General features: G+C 43.3%; 7 protein-coding genes. 5 read left to right on the top strand and 2 right to left on the bottom strand.

What is annotated here, in order from left to right:
- The first annotated feature begins 82 nt into the window (after positions 1-82).
- The 3 genes from A5877_RS16370 to A5877_RS16360 are packed head-to-tail and all read left to right on the top strand — an operon-like array spanning position 83 to position 3,451.
- A complete protein-coding gene (locus A5877_RS16370) occupies positions 83-1,564 on the top strand; it encodes an ABC transporter permease subunit (protein WP_005236308.1) in 1,482 nt (493 codons plus the stop codon).
- The gene (locus A5877_RS16365) at positions 1,557-2,279 is read left to right on the top strand and encodes an amino acid ABC transporter ATP-binding protein (protein WP_005230134.1); all 723 of its coding nucleotides are present in this window, start codon (positions 1,557-1,559) and stop codon (positions 2,277-2,279) included. Before A5877_RS16370 ends, A5877_RS16365 begins: the two co-directional genes overlap by 8 nt.
- 17 nt (positions 2,280-2,296) lie before the next feature.
- Positions 2,297-3,451 carry a pyridoxal phosphate-dependent aminotransferase gene (locus A5877_RS16360; protein ID WP_008381374.1) on the top strand — a complete coding sequence of 385 codons (1,155 nt, stop codon included), beginning with the start codon at positions 2,297-2,299 and terminating at the stop codon, positions 3,449-3,451.
- A 154-nt stretch (positions 3,452-3,605) separates the two neighbouring features.
- Here A5877_RS16360 and A5877_RS16355 read toward each other — a convergent pair whose 3' ends face one another.
- Complete coding sequence (locus A5877_RS16355; protein WP_016620846.1) at positions 3,606-4,313, bottom strand: DUF4811 domain-containing protein; 708 nt, start codon at positions 4,311-4,313, stop codon at positions 3,606-3,608.
- Complete coding sequence (locus A5877_RS16350) at positions 4,310-5,788, bottom strand: MDR family MFS transporter (protein ID WP_005236311.1); 1,479 nt, start codon at positions 5,786-5,788, stop codon at positions 4,310-4,312. The genes A5877_RS16355 and A5877_RS16350 overlap by 4 nt, the downstream gene beginning before the upstream one ends.
- A 137-nt stretch (positions 5,789-5,925) precedes the next feature.
- On the opposite strand from A5877_RS16350, the gene A5877_RS16345 reads away from it, so the two are divergent.
- Together A5877_RS16345 and A5877_RS16335 are read left to right on the top strand one after the other, a co-directional pair.
- Positions 5,926-6,411, top strand: a complete 486-nt coding sequence (locus A5877_RS16345; protein ID WP_005236312.1) for a MerR family transcriptional regulator — start codon at positions 5,926-5,928, stop codon at positions 6,409-6,411.
- 180 nt (positions 6,412-6,591) lie between these two features.
- Positions 6,592-7,284: an N-acetylmannosamine-6-phosphate 2-epimerase gene (locus tag A5877_RS16335; RefSeq protein WP_005236313.1), complete on the top strand. Its 693-nt coding sequence runs from the start codon at positions 6,592-6,594 to the stop codon at positions 7,282-7,284.
- The last annotated feature ends 64 nt before the right edge of the window (positions 7,285-7,348 follow it).

Below are 7,348 nucleotides of genomic sequence, written 5' to 3'. Positions count from 1 at the left end.
CACTTATATGTATTTTTATACATTTATTAGTTATTATTTGCATTTTTAATAGATGCGCAGAAAAAGTTAAAGGGGCGTTTACATGAAAAGGTTTAGTAAGGGTACTGTTTTATTAGGGATCATCACAGCATTGCTGCCGTTTTTCTTTGTCGGACAAGCACATGCAGAAGAAACTGATCCAATCTATGAAAAAGTCAAAGAAAATGGTGTATTAGTCGTGGGTTTATCTGCCGATTATGCACCTTATGAATTCCGTGCCAATGTTGACGGAAAAAATGAAATCGTGGGAATCGATATTTCCATTGCCCAAAAGATTGCAGATGACTTAGGGGTCGATCTGAAAATCGAGGAACTTGGATTTGATGCGTTGTTAGGGGCGTTAAAAACAGGCAAAATTGATGTCGTCATCTCTGGGATGGCTGCTACGGATGAGCGCCGCAAAGAAGTCAATTTCACTGACACCTATATGGAAGTCCAACAAACTGTTCTGGTTCGAGCGGAAGACGCGGATCGTTTCCAATCGACGGCTGATTTTGATGGTGTGGCTGTCGGTGCACAACGACAAACCACCCAAGAAGAGCTGGCAAATACAGAATTGACTGGCGCGACTGTCACCTCTTTGCAAAGGGTGCCTGATTTGATCACCAATCTAAAATCACGCAAGATCGATGCGATCGTGATGGAAGGTCCCGTTGCCGAAGCATATGTGACGGCGAATGATACATTGGCATTAGCCGAAAATGTCACGTTTGAAAACGGTGTGAAGGAGACCGCCATCGCCATCTCGAAAGAAGCGCCAGTTTTACTGGAAAAACTCAACTCCTCCATTGAAACCATCATTAGTAATGATCTTTTAAGCCAATACAAAGAAGATGCCTATCGATTGATGTTTACCGAAGATGGCACGATCGATGAAGAGCAAAGCTTTTGGGAAAAATATCTGCCTTTTTATATCACCGGAACTGGCTATACCATCTTCCTAGCCTTGGTTGGGGTATTATTCGGCTCTATCGGTGGCAGTTTGTTAGCCTTTATGAAGCTTTCTAAATCAAAAGCACTGAAAGTCATTGCCGCTGTCTATATTGAATATGTTCGAGGAACACCTTTGTTAGTACAAATATTTATTGTATACTTTGGAACAGGCGTGTTAGGCTTAGAGCTTTCGAAATTAGCTGCCGGCTGTATTGCCTTAGCACTAAACAGTGCCGCCTATGTGGCAGAAATCATTCGTGCCGGGATCAATGCCGTCAACAAAGGACAGCTGGAAGCCGCTCGTTCATTAGGAATGAATCAGATCCAAGCGATGCGCTTCATCATTTTCCCGCAAGCCATCAAAAACATCTTGCCTGCTCTAGGAAATGAATTTGTCACGGTCATTAAAGAGTCTTCGGTCGTATCGGTGATCGGTGTGTCTGAACTGATTTTCCAAACAGGTGTCGTTCAAGGGGCCAGCTTCAAACCGTTTTTACCATACGTTATCGTATCATTGATCTACTTTGTATTGACCTTCGCCCTCTCACGTCTCTTGGGTGTTGCTGAAAGGAGAATGAAAACTAGTGATTAAAGTTGAAAAATTAGTGAAAACATTTGGCGAGAATACCGTCTTAAAAGAAATCGATCTTGAAGTGACACCTGGTGAAGTCGTTGTGATCATCGGACCATCAGGAAGTGGAAAAAGTACTTTCTTACGCTGCTTGAACCTTCTTGAACAGCCGACCGGCGGGAAAATCACCTTCGAAGGCAATGATTTATTGGCAAAAGGTGTGAAAATCGATCAGATTCGTCAAAAAATGGGAATGGTTTTTCAAAGCTTCAATCTATTCCCTCATAAAACGGTGTTAGAAAATCTGACTATCAGCCCGATCAAAGTCAAACAGCAAGAGCAAGCCGCTGCCGAAGAGACAGCGAAAGGATTGCTGGAGCAAGTTGGCTTAGCTGAAAAAGCGGATAGTTACCCCTCTAGCCTTTCTGGCGGGCAGCAGCAACGGGTCGCTATTGCTAGAGCGTTGGCAATGGATCCTGATGTAATGCTCTTTGACGAACCAACATCGGCTTTGGACCCAGAAATGGTCGGAGAAGTGTTGACGGTCATGCAAGCTTTAGCAGAAAAAGGCATGACGATGGTGGTCGTTACCCACGAAATGGGCTTCGCTAAAGAAGTTGCCGATCGTGTCATCTTTATGGCTGACGGTATCATTCAAGAACAAGGAACACCCGAACAAATCTTTGAGCATCCGCAAAATGCGCGGACACAGGATTTTTTAAGCAAAGTTTTATAGAAATTGGAGATGACAAAATGAACCGTCCGTTGATTGCAGAACGTTTTTTACAACCAGAAGAAAATCTTTTAATGGAGATCGCCACTCTTGCGAAGAAAACCCCAAATTTGATTGATTTGTCGATTGGTGATCCTGATTTGATTACAGATGCGACGATCATTGAAGCAGCTTTTGCTGACGTCAAAGCGGGTCATACAAAATACACCGCTTCAGACGGTAGTGCTGATTTTATCCAAACTGTCGTTGATTTTTATCAAAAGCAATACCAGCTTACTTTTTCTCCTAGCCAAGTACGAGGAACTGTCGGTGCATTGCATGGCATGTACTTAGCTTTGGCTGCCATCATTGATCCTGGTGATGAAGTGATTATTCATGAACCATACTTTTCACCTTATAAACAACAAGTCGAACTAGTCGGTGGTGTGCCGGTCTTTATCCCGACCTTTGAAAAAGATGGCTTTCAAATCGATGTCGAGGTCTTAAAATCCGCCATCACTGAGAAAACTCGGGCGATCATCATCAATTCACCAAACAATCCTACCGGTGCTGTTTTTTCTCCAGAAACTTTTGAAAAAATCGCAGCAGTTGCCATTGACCATGACTTGCTGGTCCTCTCGGATGAAGTCTATGAAGCCTTTTGCTTTGATGATACCTTTGTACCGATGGCAGCCTTCGCACCTGAGAACACCATCACATTCAGCAGTTTCTCAAAAGCCTTTGCCATGACTGGCTGGCGGATCGGCTACATGATCGCACCTGAATCGATCAATCTTACGGCAAAACTGATCAATGAGGCGATCGCCTATTCGGCACCAACCCCTTCACAACGGGCAGGTATTTACGCATTGAATCACTATGATACCCTCGTGCCGCAAGTGGTTGCTGTCTTTAAGGAACGACTGACTTACATTGAACAACGGGTTGCTGAGATCCCATTCCTTTCCTTATCCCCTGTCAAAGGAAGCATGTATGCCTTCATCAACATTGAACAAACAGGGTTGGACTCTGTCAGCTTTGTAGAGAAATTATTAAAAGAAACCAGTGTGCTGATGATCCCTGGGAAAGCCTTTGGAGAAACGACCGGCGATGGCTATGTTCGCTTAGCTGCCACCCAATCGTTGGACTTGTTAAAAGAAGCTTTCGACCGGATTGCCGCGTGCTCATTTGAATAAAGAAAATCCCACTCACTAATAGTGTGTGGGATTTTTATTGTTGATGGACACGACCAACATTTAGCAGCTGTTTCGCTAAATCACAAGTTTCATGTAGAAAAAGGGACAGAAGAATCCGATTTGATTCTTCCATCCCATGACTATCTACTCGTTTTTACTTTTTTGCTTCTTCAAGCAGTTTTGCCATCGCTTCTTTTTGATAAGCTTCTGTCAATTCAGCGATTTTTGCTTTTTGGGCTGCCTCGTCCATAGTTGGATCAGCCATTAATGCAGCTTGCATTTTTTCTTGGACATACGCTTGTCCTTGTGTTTTCATGGTGTCAGCTTGTTCTTTCGCTAAAGAAGCCAGTTTTTTTGCTTGATCCACACTCAAGACTTCCCATGAATCTGGTAATGAGAACGTATTGGTACGGCTGACATATTGGCCATCGTTATCAGCGATTCCGAACAAGAAGCGTGATAGGTCACTTTTATAAACCCAGCGCGTCGTTTTTGTTTCTAATTGAGCTGAATCAGCCCCTGTTTCCACGACATTGGTCACTTTATCAGTACCGGTTTGTTTTGGTTCCTCTTGATCAGTATCCGTTTTATACAGGTAGATTTTTTCCGTACCATCTCCTAATGGCTGATACAATAGTAAATCAAAATTCTCGTTATCGGCACTAGAAACCAGTGCTGTTGTTTTAGCAGTCGTTTCTTTTTCCATTCCAAAATGGTAAGTCAAATTGGCCATCAATGCGACGACACTTGCTACGAAGACTAGACCTAAGACCAATGATAAACCTGTTTGCAGCTTGTTTTTGGCAAAAACATTCAGTACCGCAAACCCTAACACGCTAAGAACGATCAAAAGCAAGATCATTTGTCCGCACCTCCTTCAAGAACCGTCAATCGTGGTTCTTTTTTCTTTAAGGAGAAGGCGATCAAGAATCCTAAGAAGCTAAAGACCGCTGCCACATAAAAAGCGGCATGGTAGCCAGATAAAGTCGCTTCGATTGCTTGTTCTTTGTATGCCAAAGGCGTTGCATCCAGCAAAGAATCACTTGGCAAGTTGCCTTTGGTGACGTTTGTCAAGACACTGATCAAGATAGCCGTACCAATTGAGCTGGCTACTTGACGGAACGTATTGTTTACTGCGGTACCATGACTGATCAGATTACCAGGCAATGCATTCATTCCTGAAGTCGTTACTGGCATCATCACCATTGAGATCCCGAACATCCGAATCCCATAAAGAATGATGATATGCAAAATCGGTGTATCTTTTGTTAAGAAAGCAAATGGTAAGGTTGCGGCGGTCAAGATAAACATCCCGGTGATAGCTAAACGTTTTGCACCATACTTATCAAAGATCGCACCAGTGATCGGCATCATGATCCCCATAATCAACGCACCTGGTAATAACATCAATCCTGAATGGAACGCTGATTCACCACGAATGTTTTGGATATACAATGGGAGAACCATTTCAGCACCGATCATCGCCATATTCGTGACCCCGGAAAGGATCGATGCCAAGGTAAAGGTTGTTGATTTGAACACGCGCAACTCTAAGAAAGGATGCTCGATGTGCAATTGACGCCATGCAAAGAAAGCAATGAAAAAGACACCGGCTGCTAGAAAACCGATTACTTCAATACTGCCCCACCCTTTGTCACCGACACTTGAAAAGCCATAGAGCAATGTACCAAAACCAAGCGTTGATAAAATCGCTGAGAAAAGATCGATTTTCGGATGCGACAATTCAATCACACTCTTCATTAGAAAGAGCGCTAAGACTAAGACTAAAACGACGATCGGAATGACCATTCCGAACAAATAACGCCAGTCATAATGATCAATGATCCAACCAGATAACGTTGGGCCTAAGGCTGGTGCCAACCCAATAACGATTCCAGACATGCCCATAGCTGAACCGCGTTTTTCTGGTGGGAAGATCGACAACATGATATTTTGCAAAAGCGGCATGGAGATCCCTACACCAGCAGCTTGCACTAAGCGGCCAATCAATAATGTAGAAAAGTTCGGTGCTGCAAAACAAGCGATCGTTCCAGCCAGGAAGATGCTCATTGCCGTTAAGTAAAGATTTCTTGAGCTGAACTTGTTGATCAGCCATGCGGTGATCGGGATCATGATCCCATTGACCAGCAAGAAACCGGTGGTTAGCCATTGGACATCAGATGCAGAGATGTCAAAGGCATCCATCAAAGTTGGAAAAGCCGTTGTTAACAATGTTTGGTTCAAAACAGTACAAAACGTACCGATCAGCAAAACCATAACCAGTAAGGAACGATTGTAAGGTTTGCCGTAGATATCTAAAGGACGACTCGTTGACATATTTCACACTCTTTTCAGTATATTTTTCATAAAACCTTCTTTACTTTAAATCTTTCCCTAACATTTGTCAACCTACTTGACATAAAAGTAAAACAAGTTACAATGTTAACAAATACCTTTACAAGAATGGAGTCCGTATGTCTCATCTTTTTCGAAAACTCGTTGATAATGAAAACTTGTTGGTCGGCATCAGCGAACTTAGCCAAATGTGTGATATCTCCCCTCGCCAATTGCGTTATTGGGAACAAAAAGGATTTATTCAATCGGTCCCACAAGAAGAAAATGCCCCACGAAAATACCGACTGCCCACGGTCGTCAAAGTGGAAATGATCAAAACGTTTTTAGATGAAGGCTTTACGTTAGCCAAGGCTGTTGAAAAAGCAGACAAAAAAATCAAGACCGCCCATCATATTCGCAAAGTGTTTTCTGGAGTTTTACAGAATTTAGAAGTCATCAATGAACGGTTTACGATCATCAGTCTGGGACCAGTAGACGAAGACGGAAAAATCCTCCATATCATTCACGATGAAGAAACAGAACGATTGCAATACGAAGTGCTGTCTGCTAATCAAACGATCGATTTTGAGAAGTTCAAGCAATGCACGTCAAAACAAGCAGAATAAAAAATCTGCCTAGCCTATTCGTTACGTGCAGCAAGTATCCATGACAGTGATGCTTGCTGCACGTTTTTTGAATGTCTTGCCTTTGATTCAAAGAGGTGTTGATTCATTTACAAGCAAAAAACCTCATGATATAGTCGAAGGGAGAAACGAACCTTTATCAGAATGGGAAGTGTCATATAAATGGAAAAAGAAGTCTTTACCCAACAAATCAAGGGCGGGTTGATTGTTTCTTGTCAAGCATTGCCTGGAGAACCCTTGTATACCGAAAAAGGCGGTGTCATGCCCCTATTGGCAAAAGCAGCTCAAGAAGCTGGAGCTGTTGGCATCCGTGCCAATTCCGTTCGCGATATTCGCGAGATCCAAGCCGCTGTTGATTTGCCGATCATCGGAATCATCAAAAAAGACTATCCACCGGAAGAACCATTTATCACAGCAACCATCAAAGAGGTACACGAATTAGCAGCTTTACATATTGCGGTGATCGCCTTGGACTGCACCTTGCGCAAACGTCATGATGGCTTGACGGTCAATGCCTTTATCAAGCAAATCAAAACTCTTTATCCCCATCAACTACTCATGGCAGATATCGCCACCTATGAGGAAGGCATCAATGCCTTTGAAGCGGGCGTCGATTTTGTTGGTACAACTTTGTCAGGCTACACGGCGAACAGTCCTACCAATGACGAACCGGACTATCAGTTGATCCAGCAATTGGTTGCGGCGAAGGTTCCGGTAATAGCCGAAGGCAAGATCCACACACCGGAACAAGCAAAAAAAATTCAGGATATGGGTGTGACCGGTATCGTGGTTGGTGGTGCCATCACCCGACCAAAAGAGATCGCCAGTCGATTCGTGCAAGAGCTTCGCAACTGAGTCGTTCATTTCCTAAAATAAGTCTTTCTATGCGCCTTGTGACAGAAGGCGCATTCTTTGTTGT

It is taken from the genome of Enterococcus sp. 3C7_DIV0644 (assembly GCF_002141235.1).
GTDB classification, from domain to species: Bacteria; Bacillota; Bacilli; order Lactobacillales; family Enterococcaceae; genus Enterococcus_D; species Enterococcus_D entomosocium.
Note: the sequence above shows the minus strand (reverse complement) of the source record. Positions and strands in the feature narration are given on the sequence as shown.

Bases quoted from the DNA above. Each gene is read 5' to 3' on its own strand.
- A5877_RS16370 (WP_005236308.1), top strand. From the start codon at position 83: ATGAAAAGGTTTAGTAAGGGTACTGTTTTATTAGGGATCATCACAGCA.
- A5877_RS16360 (WP_008381374.1), top strand. From the start codon at position 2,297: ATGAACCGTCCGTTGATTGCAGAACGTTTTTTACAACCAGAAGAAAAT.
- A5877_RS16355 (WP_016620846.1), bottom strand. From the start codon at position 4,313: ATGATCTTGCTTTTGATCGTTCTTAGCGTGTTAGGGTTTGCGGTACTG.
- A5877_RS16350 (WP_005236311.1), bottom strand. From the start codon at position 5,788: ATGTCAACGAGTCGTCCTTTAGATATCTACGGCAAACCTTACAATCGT.
- A5877_RS16345 (WP_005236312.1), top strand. From the start codon at position 5,926: ATGTCTCATCTTTTTCGAAAACTCGTTGATAATGAAAACTTGTTGGTC.
- A5877_RS16335 (WP_005236313.1), top strand. From the start codon at position 6,592: ATGGAAAAAGAAGTCTTTACCCAACAAATCAAGGGCGGGTTGATTGTT.